This window comes from Methylobacterium brachiatum, assembly GCF_020523825.1.
GTDB classification, from domain to species: domain Bacteria; phylum Pseudomonadota; class Alphaproteobacteria; order Rhizobiales; family Beijerinckiaceae; genus Methylobacterium; species Methylobacterium brachiatum.
This window is the reverse complement of record NZ_JAJALK010000001.1, coordinates 717,195-735,274: the sequence shown is the minus strand read 5'-3', so window position 1 is coordinate 735,274 and position 18,080 is coordinate 717,195. Positions and strand designations below refer to the sequence as shown.

General features: G+C 69.4%; 21 protein-coding genes and 1 tRNA gene. 12 read left to right on the top strand and 10 right to left on the bottom strand.

What is annotated here, in order from left to right:
- Positions 1-42: 42 nt before the first annotated feature.
- Together sufB and LGR69_RS03575 are read right to left on the bottom strand one after the other, a co-directional pair.
- On the bottom strand, positions 43-1,512 hold the full coding sequence (gene sufB, locus LGR69_RS03580; protein ID WP_007566727.1) for a Fe-S cluster assembly protein SufB: 1,470 nt from the start codon (positions 1,510-1,512) through the stop codon (positions 43-45).
- A gap of 69 nt (positions 1,513-1,581) precedes the next feature.
- Positions 1,582-2,751 (bottom strand): cysteine desulfurase family protein, encoded by a 1,170-nt coding sequence (locus LGR69_RS03575; RefSeq protein ID WP_230365188.1) that lies wholly within the window; start codon positions 2,749-2,751, stop codon positions 1,582-1,584.
- Between the two features lie 274 nt (positions 2,752-3,025).
- Between LGR69_RS03575 and LGR69_RS03570 the strand changes: the two genes are divergently transcribed.
- From LGR69_RS03570 to LGR69_RS03560, 3 genes are all read left to right on the top strand, one after another.
- Positions 3,026-3,682 carry an alpha/beta hydrolase gene (locus LGR69_RS03570; RefSeq protein WP_007566723.1) on the top strand — a complete coding sequence of 219 codons (657 nt, stop codon included), beginning with the start codon at positions 3,026-3,028 and terminating at the stop codon, positions 3,680-3,682.
- 98 nt (positions 3,683-3,780) lie between these two features.
- Entirely contained in the window at positions 3,781-4,167 is a 387-nt protein-coding gene (locus LGR69_RS03565) for a response regulator (protein WP_007566721.1), read from the top strand.
- Positions 4,168-4,225: 58 nt separating this feature from the next.
- Positions 4,226-5,518, top strand: coding sequence for an O-acetylhomoserine aminocarboxypropyltransferase/cysteine synthase family protein (locus LGR69_RS03560; RefSeq protein WP_230365187.1), 1,293 nt, complete (start codon positions 4,226-4,228; stop codon positions 5,516-5,518).
- 44 nt (positions 5,519-5,562) lie between these two features.
- Here LGR69_RS03560 and LGR69_RS03555 read toward each other — a convergent pair whose 3' ends face one another.
- The 6 genes from LGR69_RS03555 to LGR69_RS03530 form a co-directional block, all read right to left on the bottom strand.
- Positions 5,563-6,732 (bottom strand): acetyl-CoA acetyltransferase, encoded by a 1,170-nt coding sequence (locus LGR69_RS03555; protein WP_122160507.1) that lies wholly within the window; start codon positions 6,730-6,732, stop codon positions 5,563-5,565.
- Positions 6,733-6,800: 68 nt separating this feature from the next.
- Positions 6,801-8,519, bottom strand: coding sequence for an IlvD/Edd family dehydratase (locus LGR69_RS03550; RefSeq protein WP_230365186.1), 1,719 nt, complete (start codon positions 8,517-8,519; stop codon positions 6,801-6,803).
- 114 nt (positions 8,520-8,633) lie between these two features.
- Entirely contained in the window at positions 8,634-9,203 is a 570-nt protein-coding gene (locus tag LGR69_RS03545) for an NUDIX domain-containing protein (RefSeq protein ID WP_230365185.1), read from the bottom strand.
- Positions 9,204-9,394: 191 nt separating this feature from the next.
- Positions 9,395-9,469 (bottom strand) — tRNA-Thr (locus LGR69_RS03540).
- A 139-nt stretch (positions 9,470-9,608) separates the two neighbouring features.
- Positions 9,609-10,754: a 3-dehydroquinate synthase gene (gene aroB / locus LGR69_RS03535; RefSeq protein ID WP_230365184.1), complete on the bottom strand. Its 1,146-nt coding sequence runs from the start codon at positions 10,752-10,754 to the stop codon at positions 9,609-9,611.
- A gap of 22 nt (positions 10,755-10,776) precedes the next feature.
- A complete protein-coding gene (locus LGR69_RS03530) occupies positions 10,777-11,376 on the bottom strand; it encodes a shikimate kinase (RefSeq protein WP_039903768.1) in 600 nt (199 codons plus the stop codon).
- A 255-nt stretch (positions 11,377-11,631) separates the two neighbouring features.
- Between LGR69_RS03530 and LGR69_RS03525 the strand changes: the two genes are divergently transcribed.
- The 3 genes from LGR69_RS03525 (at position 11,632) to LGR69_RS03515 (ending at position 13,363) form a co-directional block, all read left to right on the top strand.
- Positions 11,632-11,784, top strand: coding sequence for a hypothetical protein (locus tag LGR69_RS03525; protein ID WP_007566707.1), 153 nt, complete (start codon positions 11,632-11,634; stop codon positions 11,782-11,784).
- A gap of 62 nt (positions 11,785-11,846) precedes the next feature.
- A complete protein-coding gene (locus LGR69_RS03520; protein WP_230365225.1) occupies positions 11,847-12,719 on the top strand; it encodes a site-specific tyrosine recombinase XerD in 873 nt (290 codons plus the stop codon).
- A 125-nt stretch (positions 12,720-12,844) separates the two neighbouring features.
- A complete protein-coding gene (locus LGR69_RS03515) occupies positions 12,845-13,363 on the top strand; it encodes a MarR family winged helix-turn-helix transcriptional regulator (protein ID WP_007566704.1) in 519 nt (172 codons plus the stop codon).
- Positions 13,364-13,452: 89 nt separating this feature from the next.
- Here LGR69_RS03515 and LGR69_RS03510 read toward each other — a convergent pair whose 3' ends face one another.
- The gene (locus LGR69_RS03510; RefSeq protein WP_007566702.1) at positions 13,453-13,818 is read right to left on the bottom strand and encodes a c-type cytochrome; all 366 of its coding nucleotides are present in this window, start codon (positions 13,816-13,818) and stop codon (positions 13,453-13,455) included.
- A gap of 313 nt (positions 13,819-14,131) precedes the next feature.
- Here LGR69_RS03510 and LGR69_RS03505 point away from each other — a divergent pair, with 313 nt between their 5' ends.
- The gene (locus LGR69_RS03505) at positions 14,132-14,326 is read left to right on the top strand and encodes a hypothetical protein (protein WP_230365183.1); all 195 of its coding nucleotides are present in this window, start codon (positions 14,132-14,134) and stop codon (positions 14,324-14,326) included.
- Here LGR69_RS03505 and LGR69_RS03500 read toward each other — a convergent pair.
- A complete protein-coding gene (locus LGR69_RS03500) occupies positions 14,314-15,330 on the bottom strand; it encodes an NAD-dependent epimerase (RefSeq protein ID WP_230365182.1) in 1,017 nt (338 codons plus the stop codon). The two genes, LGR69_RS03505 and LGR69_RS03500, sit on opposite strands and share 13 nt — an antisense overlap.
- Before the next feature lie 122 nt (positions 15,331-15,452).
- On the opposite strand from LGR69_RS03500, the gene LGR69_RS03495 reads away from it, so the two are divergent.
- From LGR69_RS03495 to LGR69_RS03475, 5 genes are all read left to right on the top strand, one after another.
- Positions 15,453-15,686: a hypothetical protein gene (locus LGR69_RS03495; protein WP_230365181.1), complete on the top strand. Its 234-nt coding sequence runs from the start codon at positions 15,453-15,455 to the stop codon at positions 15,684-15,686.
- Between the two features lie 158 nt (positions 15,687-15,844).
- Positions 15,845-16,108: a hypothetical protein gene (locus LGR69_RS03490; RefSeq protein ID WP_091862458.1), complete on the top strand. Its 264-nt coding sequence runs from the start codon at positions 15,845-15,847 to the stop codon at positions 16,106-16,108.
- A gap of 71 nt (positions 16,109-16,179) precedes the next feature.
- A complete protein-coding gene (locus tag LGR69_RS03485) occupies positions 16,180-16,437 on the top strand; it encodes a DUF6894 family protein (protein ID WP_230365180.1) in 258 nt (85 codons plus the stop codon).
- A gap of 65 nt (positions 16,438-16,502) precedes the next feature.
- The gene (locus tag LGR69_RS03480) at positions 16,503-16,712 is read left to right on the top strand and encodes an Rmf/CrpP family protein (protein ID WP_050732572.1); all 210 of its coding nucleotides are present in this window, start codon (positions 16,503-16,505) and stop codon (positions 16,710-16,712) included.
- Positions 16,712-18,046, top strand: a complete 1,335-nt coding sequence (locus tag LGR69_RS03475) for an MFS transporter (RefSeq protein WP_230365179.1) — start codon at positions 16,712-16,714, stop codon at positions 18,044-18,046. The genes LGR69_RS03480 and LGR69_RS03475 overlap by 1 nt, the downstream gene beginning before the upstream one ends.
- The last annotated feature ends 34 nt before the right edge of the window (positions 18,047-18,080 follow it).

Here is an 18,080-nt window from a genome sequence, read left to right as displayed (position 1 = left end):
GGGGGTGCCGCGATCGCCTGGGGTATCCGATTGACTTCGGACTTAGCCGACCGAGCCTTCGAGGCTGATCGAGATCAGCTTCTGGGCCTCCACGGCGAACTCCATCGGCAGCTGCTGCAGCACGTCGCGGACGAAGCCGTTGACGATGAGGGCGGTCGCCTCCTCCTCGGAGAGGCCGCGCTGCAGGCAGTAGAACTTCTGGTCCTCGGAGATCTTCGAGGTGGTCGCCTCGTGCTCGAACACCGCCGAGGCGTTCTTCGACTCGATGTAGGGCACGGTGTGCGCCCCGCACTGGTCGCCGATCAGCAACGAGTCGCAATTGGTGAAGTTGCGGGCGTTCTTGGCCTTCTTGTGGGCCGAGACGAGGCCCCGATAGGTGTTCTGCGAACGCCCGGCGGAGATGCCCTTCGAGATGATCCGGCTGGTGGTGTTCTTGCCGAGGTGGATCATCTTGGTGCCGGAATCGACCTGCTGCATGCCGTTCGACACCGCGATCGAGTAGAACTCGCCGCGGGATTCGTCGCCGCGCAGGATGCAGGACGGGTACTTCCAGGTGATCGCCGAGCCGGTCTCGACCTGGGTCCAGGAGATCTTCGAGCGGGCACCGCGGCAATCGCCGCGCTTGGTCACGAAGTTGTAGATCCCGCCCTTGCCCTCGTTGTCGCCCGGGTACCAGTTCTGGACCGTCGAGTACTTGATCTCGGCGTCGTCCAGGGCGACCAGCTCGACCACCGCGGCATGGAGCTGGTTGTCGTCGCGCTTCGGGGCGGTGCAGCCCTCCAGATACGAGACGTAGGAGCCCTTGTCGGCGATGATCAGCGTGCGCTCGAACTGGCCGGTGTCGCGCTCGTTGATGCGGAAATAGGTCGACAGCTCCATCGGGCAGCGCACGCCCGGCGGGATGTAGACGAACGAGCCGTCGGAGAAGACGGCCGAGTTCAGCGTCGCGAAGAAGTTGTCGGTCGAGGGCACCACCGTGCCCAGGTACTTCTGGACCAGCTCGGGATATTCCTGAACCGCCTCGGAGATCGGCATGAAGATCACGCCGGCCTTCGAGAGCTCCTTCTTGAAGGTGGTCGCCACCGAGACCGAGTCGAACACGGCGTCGACCGCGACGCGGCGCTCCGGCGCGATGCCTTCCAGCACCTCGACCTCGCGCAGCGGGATGCCGAGCTTCTCGTAGGTCTTCAGGATCTCGGGATCGATCTCGTCGAGCGACATCGCCGCCGGGCGCTTGGGCGCGGCGTAGTAGTAGATGTCGTTATAATCGACCTTGTCGTACGAGACGCGCGCCCAGTCCGGCTCCTTCATGGTGAGCCAGCGGCGGTAGGCGTCGAGGCGCCATTCCAGCAGCCAAGCCGGCTCGTTCTTCTTGGCCGAGATGAAGCGCACGACATCCTCGGAGATGCCCTTGGCGGACTTCTCCATCTCGATGGTGGTCTCGAACCCGTACTTGTACTGGTCGAGGTCGATCGAGCGGACCCGGTCGATTGTTTCCTGCACGGCAGGCATCAGCGTCTCCTGGCAAGCCCGGTTTCAAGGACCGGGAAGCGTCTTTCGGAAAGCGTGGGACGCGGCCGCTCAGGCCGCGCACCCTCGCCGCTTATATAGGGGCTGCAAGACCCGTTCGAAGGCGTCGAGAAAGCATGACGCATCCTCGTCCACCGTGTTCCAGCCGAGGCTGACGCGCAGCGCCCCCCCGGCAAGCTTGGGATCGACGCCCATCGCCGTCAGCGTCGCCGAGCGTGCGACCTTGCCCGAGGAGCAAGCCGAGCCGGACGACACCGCCACGCCGGCGAGATCGAGGGCGATCAGCGCCGCGGGGGCATCGAGACCCGGGACCGCGAAGCTGAGCGTGTTGGGGAGGCGCACGGCGCGGGCAGCGAACACCACCGCGTCGGGCGCCTGGGCAAGGAGGCCGGTCTCGATCCGGTCGCGCAGGCCCGAGAGGCGTGCGGCCTCCCGGTCGAGCGCCTCGCCGGCGAGCCGCGCCGCCTCGCCCATGCCGACGATGGCCGGCAAGCACTCGGTCCCGCAGCGCTGCCGGCGCTCCTGCCCGCCGCCGCGCAGGAAGGCGTCGTCCAGGGCCACGTCGTCGGCGAGGATCATCGCGCCGACGCCCTTCGGGGCCGCGAATTTGTGGCCCGACAGGGTGAGCGCATCGAGCCCGAGGGCGCCCATGTCGAGGGCGATCTTGCCCACAGCCTGCACGGCATCGCTGTGCACCAGCGCGGAGCCATGCGCGCGCGCCAGGGCGACGATGTCGGCCAGGGGCTGGACCGCCCCGGTCTCGTTGTTGGCGGCATGGACCGAGATCAGCAAGCTCTCATCCGCCAGCGCGGCGAGCCGGCGTTCGAGGACAGCGAGGTCGATCACGCCGTCGGGGGTGACCGGGAGCTGCTCGACCGCGCCCTCGGGGAAACGGTGGCCGGCGGCCACGCAGGGGTGCTCCGTCGCCGAATGCAGCAGCCGCGTCGGCTTCGGCTGCCCACGGCGCCCGAGCGCCCCGGACAGGACCGCATTCGCGGCCTCCGTCCCGCCGCTGGTGAACACCACCTGCGCCGGGCTGGCACCCACCAGGGCGGCGACCTGCCCGCGGGCGGATTCCAGGGCCGCGCGGGCGGCACGGCCCTCCTGATGGATCGACGAGGGGTTCCCGGGGAGCATCAGCGCGCGCGCCACCGCCTCTGCCACGGCCGGGCGGACCGGGGCAGTCGCGTTGTGATCGAGATAGGCGCGGGCCCGGCTCATGCTGATTCCGTGTCGTCCCCTGGGTACGGCGCGTTACAATTCCTTGCCCGCGCACCGGTCCGCCGTGCTAAGGCGCGCCGACAAATGAGGTCTCGCCAACCGAACGGCTGGTGCAGGGAGCAAGCATTTCCCGCAAGCTCACCTACTTTAGAATAGTTCTAATCGCCTAGAACTGTTCTAAGAGCGTTTGTATGGTGTGCGTGCGGTGAGTCAAGGCTGCCTTTTCACTGCCCACGATCGCGCGGCCGGCGACCGCTGAAACGAGAGTCGAACGATGCCTGAAGTCATCTTCACCGGCCCGGCCGGACGTCTGGAAGGCCGTTACCAGGCCCCCAAGAAGCGCGGCGCGCCGATCGCCATCGTGCTGCATCCGCACCCCCAGTTCGGGGGCACGATGAACAATCAAATTGTGTACAACCTTTTCTACACCTTCGCCAATCGCGGCTTCGCAGCCCTGCGCTTCAATTTCCGCGGGGTCGGGCGCAGCCAGGGCTCGTTCGACCACGGTTCGGGCGAGCTGTCCGACGCGGCTGCGGCGCTCGACTGGGTGCAGTCGGTCAACCCGGAGGCGAAGTCGTGCTGGATCGCCGGCGTGTCCTTCGGCGCGTGGATCGGGATGCAGCTGCTCATGCGCCGACCGGAGATCGAGGGTTTCATCTCGATCGCCGCCATGGCCAACCGCTTCGACTTCACCTTCCTGGCCCCCTGCCCGTCTTCCGGCCTGTTCGTCCACGGCTCCGAAGACCGGGTCGCGCCGGCCCGCGAGGTCATGCCGGTGATCGAGAAGGTGAAGGTCCAGAAGGGCGTGATCATCGAGCACCAGGTGGTCGAGGGCGCCAACCACTTCTTCGACGGCAAGGTGGACGAGCTGACCCAGACCGTTGACACCTATCTCGACAAGCGCCTGGGCAAGCGCGAGGAGGCGGCCTGAGACGGCTGTCCTACGCCCGGCCCCCGCGCCTTGACGGGGGCAGGTACGGGGAATACGGCGCGGGCTTCGCGCGTCGCGACTGAACCTCCGCAGGTCTGATGACAGAGAGCCCGTCCGACCAACCCGTCGTGCTGCTGGTGGAGGATGACGGCCTCCTGCTCATGGAGGCGTCCGACACCCTGGCGGATGCCGGATTTACCGTGCTGGAAGCCAGCCACGCCGACAAAGCGCTCAAGGTCCTGGAAAACCGCGACGATGTCGGCGTCCTGATGACGGATGTCGACATGCCGCAGGGCTCGATGGACGGGTTCGCCCTGGCCCGCCTCGTGGCGCATCGCTGGCCGACAATTCCCGTGCTGGTCGTGTCCGGCATGGGCACGCCCGGCCCCAACGACATGCCGGAGGGCGCCCGGTTCATCCCGAAGCCCTACGAGCCGACCACCCTGGTCCGAACCCTGCAGGCCTTCATCCGTCGCGCGGCGTGAAGCCTCTTCCGGCTCGGGCGCAGCGACGATCCGGGCGCCGAACAGCCGACCGAGAGCCATGACGGAATTGAGCCGCAAGCACCGTTTCGCGACCCGGGCCATCCATGCCGGCGCGGCGCCGGACCCCGCCACCGGCGCCCGGATCCAGCCGATCTACTTCACCAACGGCTTCGTGTTCGATTCCACCGAACAGGCGGCCGACATCTTCGCGGGCCGCCGGTCCGGCTTCTCCTATTCGCGGGGCTCGAACCCGACGGTGGCCGCCCTGGAGCGCCGGGTCGCCGACCTGGAAGGCGCCAAGGCGGGCGTCGCGGTGTCGTCCGGGCAATCGGCGATGCTGCTCGTGCTGATGACGCTGATGAAGAGCGGCGACGCCTACGTGGCCTCGCCGCGCCTGTTCGGCGGCTCCCTCGGCCTGATGCGCCGCCTCGACGGCCGCTACGACCTGAAGCCGCGCTTCGCCCGCGGCATGACCCCCGCGGATTTCGAGGCCGCGATCACGCCGGAGTGCCGGGCGATCATCTGCGAATCGATCGTGAACCCCTGCGCGTCGGTGATGGATCTCGCCGGCATCGCCGCGGTGGCGCGCCGTCACGGCCTGCCCCTCGTCGTCGACAACACCCTGGCCTCGCCGGCCCTGATCCGGCCGATCGAGCACGGGGCCGACATCGTCGTGCACTCGACCTCGAAGTTCCTGGGCGGCTCCGGCCAGACCATCGGCGGCATGATCTGCGATGCCGGTGCCTTCGACTGGACCCGGACCAGCGGCTACAACCTGATCACCGAGCCCTGGCCGGACTATGACGGCCTGGTCCTGACCAAGAGCTTCCCGGAGACACCCTTCGCGGCGGCCTGCCGGTTCTTCGGCCTGCGCGACCTCGGCCCCGGCCTGTCGCCGATGAACGCGTTCCTCACCCTGATGGGCATCGAGACGCTGCCGCTGCGCATGGAGCGCCACTGCGCCAATGCCCGGGCGGTGGCGGCCTTCCTCAAGGACCATCCGGCGGTGGCCTGGGTGAGCTATCCGGGCCTGCCCGGCCAGACCGGGGAGGAGCTGGCGCAGCGCTACACCCCGCAGGGGCCGGGCTCGATCTTCACCTTCGCGCTGAAGGGCGGCGAGCCGGCGGCGCTGGCCTTCATCGCCGGGCTGGAGCTGATCTCGCACCTCGTGAACATCGGCGAGATCAAGTCGCTGGCGATCCACCCGTCCTCGACCACGCACCGGCAATTGCCGGAGCACGAGAAGGAAGCCGCCCAGGTCGGTCCCGAGACCGTGCGGCTGTCGATCGGCCTGGAGAACGAGGCCGACCTGATCGCCGACCTCAAGCAGGCGCTCGACAAGCTCGGCTGAGGGGGAGTCATCCCCCTCCTCCGCTGGCCCGATAAGGAGTGGCGCTACCGCCGCCGCTCCAGGATCGACACGTAATTGGCCACCGCCGCGCCGCCCATGTTGAAGATCCCGGCCAGGTTCGCGCCGGGGACCTGCATCTCGCCGGCCTCACCCATGAGCTGGAGGCAGGCCATCACGTGCATCGAGACACCGGTGGCACCGACCGGATGGCCCTTGGCCTTCAGGCCGCCGGAGGGATTGACCGGCAGGCGGCCGCCCTTCTCGGTCAGGCCCTCGCGAACGACCCGGTAGCCCTGGCCCGGCTCGGCCAGGCCCATCGCCTCGTACTCGATGAGTTCGGCGATGGTGAAGCAATCGTGCGTCTCGACGAAGGACAGGTCGTCATTGCCGATCCCGGCCTGCGCCCGCGCCTTCTCCCAGGCGAGCCGCGCACCCTTGAATTCGGTCGGATCCCGGCGCGACAGGGGCAGGATGTCGTTGACATGCGCCCGGGCGCGGAAGCCGATCGCCCGCGCCAGCCCCTCGGCGGTCTCGGCATCCGCGACCACGAGGGCGGCGGCGCCGTCCGAGATCAGCGAGCAGTCGGTCCGGCGCAGCGGCGCCGCCACGTAGGGGTTCTTGTCGGAGACCGTGTTGCAGAACGCGAAGCCGAGATCCTTGCGCAGCTGCGCGTAGGGGTTGGCGACGCCGTTGCGGTGGTTCTTGGCAGCGATCCGCGCCAGTTCCTCGCTGCGGTCGCCGTAGCGCTGGAAGTAGCCCGCCGCGATCCGCCCGAACACGCCGGCAAACCCGCCCTCGATGTCGGCCTCCTCCTTCCGGTAGGAGGCACCGAGCAGGATGTCGCCGGTCTCAGCCACGGACTTCGCCGTCATTTTCTCGGCACCGACCACCAGGGCGATCCGGCCGCGGCCGCTATCGACGAAGTCGAGGGCCGCGTAGAGCGCGGCCGAGCCGGTGGCGCAGGCATTCTCCAGATGCGTCGCCGGCGCATGGGCGAGGCCCGGTCGATTCAGGGCGACCTGAGACCCCTCGAAACCCTGCTTCGAGAAGCCGGTATTCATGACGCCGACATAGATGCCGTCGACCTGGGAATCCTCGACGCCCGCATGCGCCAGCGCTTCGCCGGACACGCGCGCGACCAGCGCCTCGACATCCGGTTCCTCGAGTTTGCCGAAGGGGCTGTGGGCCCAGCCCACGATGCAGGCGCGCGTCATATGGTCGACTCCTCCCGATTCTTCGCCGAACGATGGCCCCGGGGCGGCCGCGGATCAAGCCGCGCGCGTCAGCGCGGCTCGCCCTCCCCAATCAGGAAGTCGAAGTCGCAGCCGTCCGGCGCCTGGGTGACGGTGCGCCGGTAGAGCGCCTTGTAGCCGCGCTTGGGCGCTGGCGGCGGCTCATGGTCGGCGAGCCGGCGGGCGATCTCGGCCTCGTCCACCAGCAGGTCGATCCGCTTGTCCCGGATCGACAGGCGGATCCGGTCGCCGTCGCGGACGGCGCCGAGCGGGCCCCCGATGGCCGCCTCCGGGGCGATGTGCAGCACGATCGACCCGAAGGCCGTGCCGGACATCCGCGCGTCGGAGATCCGCACCATGTCCTTCACCCCCGCCCGGGCGAGCTTTTTGGGAATGGGCAGGTAGCCCGCTTCCGGCATGCCGGCCGCGTGCGGCCCGGCATTCTGAAGCACCAGCACGTCGCCCGGGGCTACGTCGAGGTCCGGGTCGTCGATCCGCCGGCTGAGGTCTTCGAGGCCGGTGAACACCACCGCCCGCCCCTCGGATTCGAACAGCTCCGGCGTCGCGGCGGCGCGCTTGAAGATCGCCCCGTCGGGGGCAAGGTTGCCGCTGAGCGCCACAAGCCCGCCCACTGGCGAAACCGGATTGTCGAAGGCGCGGATGACCGAGCGGTCGACCCAGCCGGGCGGCTCGTCCAGGCGTTCGGCGAGGGTGCGGCCCTCCACGTCCACGGTGCCGAGATGCAGGAGCGGGCGCAGTTCGCGGAGCAGCGCACCCATGCCGCCCGCGGCGTGGAAATCCTCCATGTAGCCGTCGCCCACGGGCTTCAGGTCGACCAGCACCGGGGTCTCGTCCGAGATTTCGTTGAAGCGCCCGGACGGGATGCGGATGCCGAGGCGCCCGGCGATGGCCGTCAGGTGCACGATGGCGTTGGTGGAGCCGGACACCGCCATCAGGACCCGGATCGCGTTCTCCACGGATTCGCGGGTGATGACCTCAGCCGGGGTGATCTTGGTCTGGATCAGCCGCACGGCGGCGCGGCCGGTCTCCTCGGCGGCGACCAGCCGGTCCGAATGCACCGCCGGGATCGCGGCAGTGCCCGGCAGCGACATGCCGAGCGCCTCGGCGATGCAGGCCATGGTCGAGGCGGTGCCCATCACCGCGCAGGTGCCGGCCGTGACCGAGAGCCGGCCCTCGACTTCGGCGATCTCCTCCGCATCCACCGTCCCGGCCCGGTACTTGGCCCAGAAGCCCCGGCAATCCGTGCAGGCGCCGAGCCGCTGGCCGCGATGGCGCCCGGTGGACATCGGGCCGGTCACCACCTGGATCGCCGGAAGGCCCGCCGAGGCCGCACCCATGAGCTGGGCCGGCACGGTCTTGTCGCAGCCGCCGATCAGCACGACCGCATCCATCGGCTGGGCCTGGATCATCTCCTCCGTGTCCATGGCCATGAGGTTGCGGTACATCATGCTGGTCGGATTGAGGAAAACCTCCCCGAGCGACACGGTCGGGAACGGGCGCGGCAGGGCACCGGCGGCGAGCACCCCGCGGGAGACCGCCTCCACCAGCTCGGGCATGCTCCGGTGGCAATTGTTGAACCCCGACGGAGTCATCGCGATGCCGACCACCGGCTTGTCCAGAAGGGTGCGCGAGATGCCCATGGACCGGGCGAAGGACCGCCGCAGGTAGCGGGCGAAATCGCGGTCGCCGTAATTGGTGAGACCCCGGTCGAGGCCGTGCGGTTCGGCGGTGCCGGCGTCTTCGCTCATCGCTTCGTTTCCTGAGACGGGGGTCTGCTCAGCGCAGATGGAACGCGATCCAGGCGACCGCGAGAAACACCGCGCCGGTGATCAACCATTGCGCGAATACGCGATAGCGGATTCTCACGCCGCGAAAAGCTCCGGATGCCGGGCGCGCAGGGCCAGGACCAGCGTCAACGTCTTCAGGTCGTTGAGTTCGGCCCGGTCCGCCATGCCGGCGAGTTCGGCGAGCGGCATCTCCACGATCCGGATGTTCTCGTGTTCGCCCTCGGCGCCGCCGCCGCCCTCGGCGCGATCCGCCCGGCCGTAGGGCGCGAGGTAGAGGTGCAGTTTTTCCGTCGTCAGGCTGGCGCAGGAATAGGTGGCGCCGACGAATTCGAGGTCGTGCAGGCGCAGGCCCACCTCCTCGAGCGCCTCCCGGCGGCCGTTCTCCTCCGGGCTGCCGTCGTCGATCAGGCCGGCCGGCGCTTCCAGCTGCACCTGCTCACCGGCGGCGAAGAGGGGCGGTACCCGCAGCTCGCGCACCAGCGTGGCGACCTTCCGCTCCGGGTCATAGGGCAGGACCCCGACCGAATTGCCGTGATCCTCAATCTCGCGCTCGACCACGGCGCCGTCGGCGAGACGCACCGTCGCGATCCCGAACCGGCTCCAGCCCTCGTGGACGAACCGGACGCCCAGGATCTCGGCTTTCATGGCGTATCCCGTCTGCTGCGCCGAGAAACGGCACCGATCGCCCTACACGGGGACGGTGCGTCCGGTTCCGCGGACGATGACAGACGGGGGCGGAATTCCACACCGCGCCGCCCGACGATCCATCGAAGCAGCTGCAACAGGCTGGAATGTTTCCGAATCGCCTGCGCGCCTGGACCAGCTTGCAGAGGAAATGGTGCCGGAGGAGGGATTTGAACCCCCGACCTTCGCTTTACGAAAGCGCTGCTCTACCACTGAGCTACACCGGCAACCGGCAAGATCGGCGAACCGACCTCGACCTCCTGTCCCGGGGATGATCCGAGCCAGAATCTCGCGACGGTCTGAACCGTCCCGGATGTGGCAGGCTCTTAGCGGTCCGACCGGCGCAAGGCAAGGCCGATGGCAGGGTCAGGGGCGCAGGTCGGCGGCGAGCTCGTCCTGCAGGAACGCCCGCACGTCGGACCGGTCGATCCCGGGAGCGATGAAGCTCTGGCCGATCCCGCGGGCGAGGATGAAGGTCAGGGCGCCGTCGCGGACCTTCTTGTCCTGGGCCATCGCCTCGACGAGGGCGTCGGCGTCGCCGCAGCCGCCAGGCACCGCCTGGAGACGGGTCGGCAGGCCGGCGAGCGCCAGGTGGTTGGCGACGCGGCCGGCATCCTGCCCGGGGCAGAGCCCGAGCCTGGCCGAGAACCGGAAGGCCAGGGCCGTGCCGATCGCGACCCCCTCCCCGTGCACCAGCCGCGCCGAGTCGTAACCGGTGATCCGCTCCAGAGCGTGGCCGAAGGTGTGGCCGAGATTGAGCAGAGCGCGCTCGCCGTCCTCCCGCTCGTCACGGGTGACCACCGCGGCCTTGGCGCGGCAGCAGGCGGCAACCGCCTCCTCGCGCTCGGGACCGCCGGAGAAGATTCCGCGCCAGTTGGCCTCGCACCAGTCGAAGAACCCGGCATCCGCGATCAGCCCGTATTTGGCGACCTCCGCGTAGCCGGCCCGCATCTCGCGCTCGGACAGGGTGTCGAGGGTCGCCGTATCGGCGAGCACCAGGCGGGGCTGGTGGAAGGCGCCGATCAGGTTCTTGCCGAGCGGGGCGTTGATCCCGGTCTTGCCGCCCACCGAGCTATCGACCTGGGCGAGCAGGCTGGTCGGGACCTGCACGAAGCGCACGCCCCGGCGCAAAGTCGCGGCCGCGAACCCGGCGAGATCGCCGACCACGCCGCCGCCGAGCGCCACGACGAGATCGCCGCGCTCGACCTTCAGGGCCAGCAACCCGTCGCAGACCTGCGCGTAGCCGGCATAGGATTTCGAGCCCTCGCCCGGCGCCACGGTGACGATCCCGGAACCGAGGCCGGCGCGCTCCAGGCTGGTCCGCAGGCGATCACCGTAGAGAGCGGCGACGTTCGCGTCGGTGACGATCGCCGCCCGCCGGCCCCCGAGGGCGGCCACCCGAGCGCCGGCCGTCTCGATCAGGCCGCGCCCGATCAGGACGTCGTAGTCGCGCCCGGCATCGAGCGGCACGTGGACCGTCAGGGGAACAGGATGGGTCGAGGGCTCGGTCACGGATGGGCTCGCTCGGTCTTCGTTATTGAGCCGCGATCGGGCTCGGGGCCGCGGCGTTCAGGTGCGCGTCCAAAGCTTCCAGCACGTCCTGGACAACACGGTCGTGGGAGACTTCCCGGGAAATCACCACCACGTCGGCCGCCGCATAGACCGGGTGGCGGACCGCCATCAGGTCGCGCATCGTCGCCTCGGGATCCTCGGTGTGGAGCAGGGGCCGGTTGCCGCGCTTGCGCACCCGCCGCATCAGCACGTCGAGATCGGCCTTGAGCCAGACCGAGATGGCCGATTCCCGGATCCGCGCCCGGGTCGCCTCGCGCAGATAGGCGCCGCCGCCGGTGGCAAGCACCAGCGGCCCGGCCCGCAGGAGACGCGAGATCACCCGCTCCTCGCCGTCGCGGAAGCTCGGCTCGCCGTAGATCGCGAAGATGTCGGGGATGGTCAGGCCGGCCGCCGCCTCGATCTCGCTGTCGGCGTCCTTGAAGATCAGCCCGAGCCGGCTGGCCAGGCGCCGGCCGACCGTGCTCTTGCCCGCCCCCATCAAGCCGACGAGCACGATCGAGCGCAGGCCCAGCGCCCGGCGCAGGCGCGCCTCGATCGGTTCACCGACGTCCCCTTCGTTCATCGACGGCAGCATCGCATGGTCGTGGCGTCTCCGGCTCCCTGTCGCCGCCCCGCACGCGCCTCGCGGAGGGCTTTCAATCCTGCGCCAGGCTCTTAGCGCGATTCAAGCGGCCAGCGAAACGCATCCCTGTGTCCTTCCAGGCCTTGTCAGCGCCGCGATCGCGTGGTGGAAACCGATCTCTCGCGACATCTTGGGAGGGCTTTTCGTGCGCTCCCCTCCCGCTGCCTGCGCCCGTCTGCCCGAGGTTCGACCGACGTGCCGACCCTGTTTCGTTTCTTCGCCACCATCGCGATCCTGGCCGGTCTCGTCTTCGCGGCGATGTTCGCGCTGGCGAATTTCGTGGTCCCGACCCCCCGGGAGATGACCGTGACGATCCCGGCCTCGAAGCTTCAACCGGGCAGCCGTTGAGCGCGGTCCCGGACGGCGCCCCGGCTCCTCTCCCCTCCCCGGAGGTCGCCGCCTATCTCGACATGCTCGCCGCCGAGCGCGGGGCCGGCGCCAACACCCTGGCCGCCTATCGACGCGATCTCGACGATTACCTCGCCTATCTACGTCGCGCAGGCATCCCGCTCGAGGAGGCCGATACGCACAGCCTCCGGGCCTTCGTGGCGGATCTGGAGACGCGGGGCCTCATGGCCTCGTCGGCGGCGCGCCGCCTGTCCTGCGTGCGCGGCTTCCACAAGTTTCTCTATGCCGAGGGCTATGCCGAGGCCGATCCGAGCGTCGCGGTCTCGGGCCCGCGCCGGGGCCGGACCCTGCCGAAGGTGTTGTCGATCGCCGAGGTGGACGGACTGCTGGCCACCGCGCAAGCGGCCGCGGCCGCCACGGAGGCGGGGCCGGCGCGGCGCGCCCGCCGGATGGTCTGCCTGCTCGAGCTTCTCTACGCCACCGGCCTGCGCGTCTCCGAGCTCGTCGCCCTGCCGCGCGCCGCCGGCACCACCCGGGAGCGCTACCTGTTCATCAAGGGCAAGGGCGGCCGCGAGCGGCTCGTCCCGCTGACCGAGGCGTCCCGGGTCGCGATGACCGCGCACCTCGCCGCGGTGCCCGAGGAATCCCCGTGGCTGTTCCCGGCCGACAGCGACAGCGGCCATCTCACCCGGCAGGCCTTCGCCCGGGACCTGAAGGCCGTGGCGGTCGCCGCCGGGTTACGTCCCGACCGCGTCAGCCCGCACGTGCTGCGGCATGCCTTCGCCAGCCATCTGCTGCAGAACGGCGCCGATCTGCGCATCGTCCAGGAATTGCTGGGGCACGCCGACATCTCGACCACGCAGATCTACACGCATGTTCTCGATGAACGCCTGAAGGCGATGGTACGAGACCTGCACCCCCTCATGGACGGCTGAACGCCGCAGAGGATGGATGGCACGTCGTCCGTCTCCGAGAATTGTACAGGTTTCACGAACTGACTAAGAGTCGCCCTTCGGCATACCGGTACGATAGCCCGCCTTTACCAGAGAGAGTTCAACCGATGTCAGGCCCGACTGCCTCGCAGAGCGGCGCTGAGCCGAACCAGGCGGGTCGTGCGACCGTCGACCAGCTATCGCAGCGGGACCGGCAGCGCCTCGACAACCAACTGTGCTTCGCCGTCTACGCCGCGGCCCACGCCTTCGGCCGGGCCTACCGCACTCTTCTCGGGCAGCATGAGCTGACCTACCCGCAATACCTCGTCCTGCTGGTGCTTTGGGAGGAGGATGGCCTGTCGGTCAAGGAGATCGGCAACCGCCTGTTCCTCGATTCCGGGACCCTGACCCCGCTGCTCAAGCGCCTGGAGGCCTCGGGTCGCGTGCGGCGCGCCCGGGATCGGGCGGACGAGCGCCAGGTCAGCATCTTCCTCACGCCGGCCGGCGCGAAGCTGCGCGACGTGCTCGCCTGCCTGCCCGACGAGGCGGGCGACCGGACCGGCCTCGACATGCAGGGCCGGAAGGACCTGCTGAACGACCTCGTCACCCTGCGGCTCGGCCTTCAGAACGGCCTCATCCCGGACTAGTTTGCCGCCCGCGCCGGCCCAGAATGCACGAGGGCATCCGCGCGTCCGCGCGGATGCCCCGGAATCAGTTCACGCGCGAGAGCGACGGATCAGGACTGGGTCTTGAGGTAGGCGATCACGTCGTTGATCTTCTTGTCGTCGGGGTAGCCCTGGAAGATCATCTTGGTGCCGGGCACCTTCGCCTTCGGGTTCTTCAGCCACTCGTGCAGATTGGCCTCGTCCCAGGTGATGCCCGAGTTCTTGAGAGCGGCCGAGAAGTTGTAGCCCTCGTAGACGCCGGCCTTACGACCCACGACGCCCTTGAGGTCCGGACCCACGCCGTTCTTCTGGAAATTGTGGCACGCCTTGCAGGGGGCGAAAGCCTTCTCGCCGGCGGCCGCATCACCGGCCTCCTGGGCCTGCGCCGAGAGAGGGATCAGGGCGGCAAGGACGGCGCCGAGAACGAAAGAACGCATGGATTTCCTCCTTATGGCCGCTGACGCGGCAGCGTTTAGAGCAGAGCTTGCCTGCCTGGAACAGCTCTAAATAATACACACCCGTGGTGCAACGGCCTAGCCGTGCGAAGCCGTCGTCCCGGTGGATGAGCCGGCCGGCCAGACCCTCAACACCCGGCCGCGCGCTTCACCGCCTGCGACGGATGGAAGCTGGAAAGCGGCGCGTTCCGGCGCGGGCTCGGAGCCGCATCGGATTGCACGGGCGATCCGTGGCGCCGTAAGCTGATCGAGCCGGATCGCGCGCAATCGGCGACGCCGGCAGCGGAGCGCCGCCATGAGTTTTCGCGCCCTGGCGATCCTAGTCACGCTCAGCACGCTCGGCGTGGTCGTGCTCACAGTCGCCGAGGAGCCGGACCGTCTGTGGGTCGTCGTCGGCAAGCTCGGTGAAGGCGGGATGTGGACGGCTCTGGCGATCTTCGTCGGGATCGCGGCCCTGCTCGGCTATCGGCGTCGCGCTCAGAGGCCGTGATAGCTCCGGTACCACGCCACGAAGCGCTCGATGCCGAGCTTCAGCGGGGTCGCCGGACGAAAGCCGGTTGCGCGCGTCAGATCCTCGATATCCGCGTAGGTGGCCGGGACGTCGCCGGGCTGCATCGGCAGCAGGATCGTCTCCGCCTTGCGTCCGAGCGCCTCCTCGAGAAGCGCGATCATCCGCATCAGCTCCACCGGCTCGTTGTTGCCGATGTTGTAGACCCGGTAAGGCGCCGCACTCGTGCCGGGATCGGGGGCGTCGCCGCTCCAGGCCGGGTTCGGGGCGGCCGGCTTCTCGGAGAGCGCGACGATCCCTTCGACGATGTCGTCGATATAGGTGAAGTCCCGGCGCATCCGGCCTTCGTTGAAGACCTGGATCGGCTCGCCGGCCAGGATGGCGCGGGTGAACAGATACATCGCCATGTCGGGCCGGCCCCAGGGCCCGTACACGGTGAAGAAGCGCAGGCCCGTGGTCGGCAGCCCGTAGAGGTGGCTGTAGCTGTGGGCCATCAGCTCGTTGGCTTTCTTGGTCGCCGCGTAGAGGCTCACCGGATGGTCGACGTTCTGGTGGACCGAGAACGGCATGGCCGTGACCGCGCCGTAGACCGAGCTCGAGGAGGCGTAGAGCAGATGCGCCACGCCGCCGTGCCGGCACGCTTCGAGGATGTTCAGGAAGCCGACGAGATTGCTCGACGCGTAGGCATGCGGGTCGGTCAGCGAATGGCGGACACCCGCCTGCGCCGCGAGATGGATGACGGTCCGGAAGCCGTGGCGGCGGAACAGCGCGGCGAGCCCGGCGCCGTCTGTGAGATCGAGGCGCTCGAAGCTGTAGCCCGCGAAGGGTTCGAGCCGCCGCAGCCGCGCCTCCTTCAGGCCGACGTCGTAATAGGCGTTGACGTTGTCGAGACCGACGACGGGCCGGCCGGCTTCGAGGAAGCGCAGCGCGAGCGCGTTGCCGATGAAGCCGGCGACGCCCGTGATCAGGACAGGGGGCAGGGACATGATCGGACGCCGAGGGCCGGCCGTGCCGCCGGGGTCGGCAACCTGTACCACGCGCCCGCAGCCGATTCACCCGCAGGAGATGCCTTGCCGCGCGCGGCCGGCGGCGCGTAACCTCCACAGCCGTGAACACCGATCACCGCACGCTGCCCGAGAGCCTGACGCGCTACCTGGCTCTTCCGCCCGGCTCCGTCGCCGAGCCGGCGCCACCGCCCGTGCATCGCGGGAGCCGGCGGGCCGATCCGCGCTCGGCGCATCAGGCTCTGGAATCGGCGCTCCTGCGCGGCTTCGTCTACGTCATCTCAGGGCTGGTCTGGCTGCTGGTGCTCGGGCTGATCCTGCGCCACCTCGCGCGCTGAGCCTTCTGCGTCCCCCTCCCAGGCCTGTGGATATCGGTCGATCCGCGATGGAACGGCCCGGTCGACCGGTACTTGCACGGCCAAGTCCGGTATTGGAGGCGCCGAGAGCCGGGCGGCATCGGAGCGATGGCTGGGCCGGCCTTCAGGGAGATGGGACGATGGCTCTGACGGGGCGCTTCTGGTTCCGCAAGTCCTGGACGGGCCGGCTCGTGCTGCTGGTGGAGGAGGTGCGCCCGCGCTGGTTCGGCCGCGGGGCCGGCAAGCCGCGCTGGCGCAACGCCCGGCTGATGGACTTCGCCGAGCCCGAATTGCGGCCGCTCATGGCGATGGAGAAGCTGCACCGCACCGGCACGGCGTCCGCGACGGTGCACAACCTCCGCCCTGTCCCCGGAGCTCCGGAGCTGCGTGCCGCCAACGGCTGACCTCGGCCGCTGCGATCCCCATCTGGTGAGGGTGCGCTCCGCGGGAGCGCTCGAGACCGGGGATGAGGGCCATGCCGCGCTACTTCTTCCACACGCAGATTGGTGACGACACGATCACCGATCCGACTGGCGTCGAGCTGCGCGATCCGGACCAGGCCTGGGAGAAGGCCCAGGAGACGATCCGTGCAGCCCTGGCCGATCCGCGGAATCAGGCCCGGCTGATGACCGCCTGCCTGGTCGTCACCGATGCGGCCGGCGAGGTGGTGCTCGAATTTCCGTTCAGCGAGGCCGTCTCCCTGCCGCCGGACGCGGATCCAACGCTGCATTGAGCGCGCCGGCAGGCGCCACCTGCCCTACATCGGCGCGAACGCGACGCATGAGGAGCAGCGCCAGCATGGATTCGCCCCCGAACGATCTCGACACGCACGCCCTCGGCCGCGCCGCCCCCGGAAAGGGCTTAGCGCGCGAGGCCTGCCCCTATGCCGAGGGCACGCAGGCCCGCACGCGCTGGCTTGCCGGCTACGACGAGGCCGTCGCCGACGGTGCCGAGCCGGTATCCGGGGGAATCGCCAAGCATCCGCCGTCCGGGGAGCCGGCCCGCTGATGGATGCCAAGATTTTGGACGCCAAGACGACGCTACCCTCCGGCGCCGCACCCCACACCGCTCTCGACCGCAAGGCGGTCGGCGCCGTGGTGCTCGGCAACGCCCTCGAATTCTACGATTTCACCGTCTACGCCTTCTTCGCGAAGCCGATCGGCGAGGCCTTCTTTCCGGCGACCGATCCGACCCACAGCCTGCTCGCGTCGCTGGCCCTGTTCGGCATCGGCTACGTGATGCGGCCGATCGGCGGCGCGCTGATCGGCGCCTTCGCGGATCGGGCCGGGCGCAAACCGGCCATGCTGATCACCATCGCGCTGATGGCGCTCGGCATGCTGATGCTGGCCGCCTGCCCGTCCTACGCGGCGATCGGGGGCTGGGCGCAGGTCATCGTGATCGCGGGCCGCCTCATCCAGGGGCTCGCCCTCGGTGGCGAGGTCGGCCCGTCCACCGCCTATCTCCTCGAATCGGCGCCGCCGGCCAAGCGCGGCTTCGTGACCAGCTGGCAGATCGCCAGCCAGGGCTGCGCGGCGCTGTTCGCCGGAATCGTGGCGACCATCCTGGCGCTCATCGTCGGCGACCAGGCGATGTCGGCCTGGGGCTGGCGGGTGATGTTCGCCCTCGGCCTGTGCGTCGTGCCGGTGGGCCTCGTGATCCGGAGCCACTTGCCCGAAACCGGCGGCGCCGAGGAGGATCCCCACGCGGCGTCCTCGACGGTCGCGGTGTTCGGGCAGCTCCTGCGCGAGCATGGCCGCCTGCTGGGTCTGACCTTCCTGGTCATCGCGGCCTCGACCGTCTCGAACGCGGTGGGCACCAACATGCCGGTCTTTGCCGGCGCAACGTTGGGGTTGAGCGAGACCGCGGCCACCGCGGTGCCGATCGCGCTCGGCCTCGCCTCGGTGATCTTCCCGTTGCTGGGCGGCTGGCTCGCCGACCGGTTCGGCCGGCGCCCCGTGATGATCTGGCCGCGGGCGCTGATCCTGGTCCTGGCCGTGCCGGCCTTCGCCTGGGTGGTCAGTGCCCCGAGCGCCGCCAGCGTCTACGCGGTGACGTTCCTGCTCTCGGCCCTGTCCTCGATCAACGCCGCCGCGGTGATCGTCGGCATCCCGGAAGCGTTGCCGCGCGCGGTGCGCAGTGCCGGGCTGTCGATCGTCTACGCGCTCTCGGTATCGATCTTCGGCGGCAGCACCAACTACGTGATCAACTGGCTGATCGCCGCGACCGGCGACCGGCTGGCGCCGGCCTATTACCTCGCGGCCTTCAGCCTGATCGGGACCATCGCGGCCTTCCTGCTGCCCGAGACCCGCGGTCGCGACCTCGACGCGGAGCTCGAAGCCTGAGGAAGGATGTGCGCTCCCGCACGGCCCGGAAGCG

What these genes read in the sequence shown, in the direction of transcription:
- LGR69_RS03550 (WP_230365186.1), bottom strand. Translation starts at nt 8,519, where the DNA reads ATGAGCGAAGACGCCGGCACCGCCGAACCGCACGGCCTCGACCGGGGT.
- LGR69_RS03570 (WP_007566723.1), top strand. Translation starts at nt 3,026, where the DNA reads ATGCCTGAAGTCATCTTCACCGGCCCGGCCGGACGTCTGGAAGGCCGT.
- LGR69_RS03510 (WP_007566702.1), bottom strand. Translation starts at nt 13,818, where the DNA reads ATGCGTTCTTTCGTTCTCGGCGCCGTCCTTGCCGCCCTGATCCCTCTC.
- LGR69_RS03530 (WP_039903768.1), bottom strand. Translation starts at nt 11,376, where the DNA reads ATGAACGAAGGGGACGTCGGTGAACCGATCGAGGCGCGCCTGCGCCGG.
- sufB (WP_007566727.1), bottom strand. Translation starts at nt 1,512, where the DNA reads ATGCCTGCCGTGCAGGAAACAATCGACCGGGTCCGCTCGATCGACCTC.
- LGR69_RS03480 (WP_050732572.1), top strand. Translation starts at nt 16,503, where the DNA reads ATGGATTCGCCCCCGAACGATCTCGACACGCACGCCCTCGGCCGCGCC.
- LGR69_RS03555 (WP_122160507.1), bottom strand. Translation starts at nt 6,732, where the DNA reads ATGACGCGCGCCTGCATCGTGGGCTGGGCCCACAGCCCCTTCGGCAAA.
- LGR69_RS03545 (WP_230365185.1), bottom strand. Translation starts at nt 9,203, where the DNA reads ATGAAAGCCGAGATCCTGGGCGTCCGGTTCGTCCACGAGGGCTGGAGC.
- LGR69_RS03565 (WP_007566721.1), top strand. Translation starts at nt 3,781, where the DNA reads ATGACAGAGAGCCCGTCCGACCAACCCGTCGTGCTGCTGGTGGAGGAT.
- LGR69_RS03475 (WP_230365179.1), top strand. Translation starts at nt 16,712, where the DNA reads ATGGATGCCAAGATTTTGGACGCCAAGACGACGCTACCCTCCGGCGCC.
- LGR69_RS03560 (WP_230365187.1), top strand. Translation starts at nt 4,226, where the DNA reads ATGACGGAATTGAGCCGCAAGCACCGTTTCGCGACCCGGGCCATCCAT.
- LGR69_RS03485 (WP_230365180.1), top strand. Translation starts at nt 16,180, where the DNA reads ATGCCGCGCTACTTCTTCCACACGCAGATTGGTGACGACACGATCACC.
- LGR69_RS03575 (WP_230365188.1), bottom strand. Translation starts at nt 2,751, where the DNA reads ATGAGCCGGGCCCGCGCCTATCTCGATCACAACGCGACTGCCCCGGTC.
- LGR69_RS03505 (WP_230365183.1), top strand. Translation starts at nt 14,132, where the DNA reads ATGAGTTTTCGCGCCCTGGCGATCCTAGTCACGCTCAGCACGCTCGGC.
- LGR69_RS03520 (WP_230365225.1), top strand. Translation starts at nt 11,847, where the DNA reads ATGCTCGCCGCCGAGCGCGGGGCCGGCGCCAACACCCTGGCCGCCTAT.
- LGR69_RS03500 (WP_230365182.1), bottom strand. Translation starts at nt 15,330, where the DNA reads ATGTCCCTGCCCCCTGTCCTGATCACGGGCGTCGCCGGCTTCATCGGC.
- LGR69_RS03490 (WP_091862458.1), top strand. Translation starts at nt 15,845, where the DNA reads ATGGCTCTGACGGGGCGCTTCTGGTTCCGCAAGTCCTGGACGGGCCGG.
- LGR69_RS03515 (WP_007566704.1), top strand. Translation starts at nt 12,845, where the DNA reads ATGTCAGGCCCGACTGCCTCGCAGAGCGGCGCTGAGCCGAACCAGGCG.